1 protein-coding gene is annotated in these 1475 nt (G+C 47.1%); it reads right to left on the reverse strand.

What is annotated here, in order from left to right:
• Nucleotides 1-181: 181 nt before the first annotated feature.
• Nucleotides 182-1475: radical SAM protein (locus tag JF818_RS04220; protein WP_198890727.1), on the reverse strand; the 1294-nt coding region annotated here is incomplete at its 5' end.

Raw genomic sequence — 1475 nt, forward strand, 5'->3', positions numbered from 1 at the left:
CCCAATTAGTGCATAAATCAACATAAAATTGAGAAAATATCTCAAATATATGTATATTATGTTTGAAGTGAGGTAAAACAGCTGATGCTTTCCATCTTGTTGAGAAGCCTTTCTTGAAGAAAGGCAGGTACGTGCGTGGAACGTACCTGCCAAGAGATGAGAAGAGAGGGTTATTGGGTGTCTATCTCTGGTATTCCTCCCAAAGTTCATCAGCGACTGGCTTCCATTTGTCAGCAATCGGCTTGCACTTTGTATAGAGCTGTTCTACTGATTCTGAGTCGATCCGTTGGGTGCTTTGTGCCCCCGACTGGTTGACCATATCTACCAGCAACTCCGGATTGTCAAACATGGGGCAGGGACGGAACATGTTAGTATTGCATGGCTGATGATCCCGATATGCCTTGAACAGTGGATTCCTAAGAGCTTCCACGAGAGGTTTACCATGAATGGATTCACAGGCATAGTGGATGAACGCACATGGCTCCATGTCCCCATTGGCATTGATGTGCAGGTATCGTCTTCCTCCTGCGATGCATCCATTCACATAGTTGCCATCATTCCAGAAGTCCAGGACAAAGAGCGGATTATGAGTGCGTATTTCCCTCACACGCTTGAGCATGTATGCTCGTTGGGAGGTGGAGGCAACCAAGTCGAGGGAGGCACCTGCCCCTACAGGGATATAGGTAAAGTACCATCCAAAAAGTGCTCCCTTTGCTTCCATAAACTCAATGAACTCATCAGAACCCACATATTCTGTATTGTGTGCGTGGTAGCAAGTCGAGAATCCAAAGGGCAAGCCCCGTTCATGTAAGAGGTCCATTGCCTGGATACATTTCTTCCAAACCCCACTGCCCCTTCTTGCGTCGGTCATTTCCTCAGTTCCCTCGATACTGATTATTGGGATGAAGTTCTTTACACTCAGTAGGTCTTCCGCAAATTCAGCGTCAATCAATGTTGCATTGGTAAAGGCAGCAAAGATTGCGTCGTTGTGTTTGTGGGCAAGCTTTATCAGGTCATGTTTACGAATCAACGGTTCGCCACCGGAGAAGAGATATGCATAGGTTCCCAGTTCCTTTCCTTCGGTAATGATGCGATCCAAGGTTTGGAAGGAGAGCGTATCAGTTTTCTTGTACTCGGCGGCCCAGCATCCTGTACAGGAGAGGTTGCAGGCAGAAGTCGGGTCCATCAGGATTGCCCAAGGGATATTCATATCCATCTCTGAACGGTTTTTCTCCAACTGTTCAGCTCCAAACCAAGCAGCATTGAAAACAAAGTTCATGACTATCTTCTCTAGCACCTCGTAGTCTGTCTGGTGAATGATTCTCATGATCAAGCCGTATCCCCCTGATGAGGGGGCTTGTGTGATACGTTTGATCATCTTCCATTGGTTCTCTTGTATTCTCCCTGTTGCTGCTGCGATGGGCTGTGCCCAGCTCACCAGTTTGGGAAGATTCTTTTCCGGGTCTGCACATACA

This window comes from Sphaerochaeta sp. S2 (assembly GCF_016406725.1).
Taxonomy (GTDB): domain Bacteria; phylum Spirochaetota; class Spirochaetia; order Sphaerochaetales; family Sphaerochaetaceae; genus Sphaerochaeta.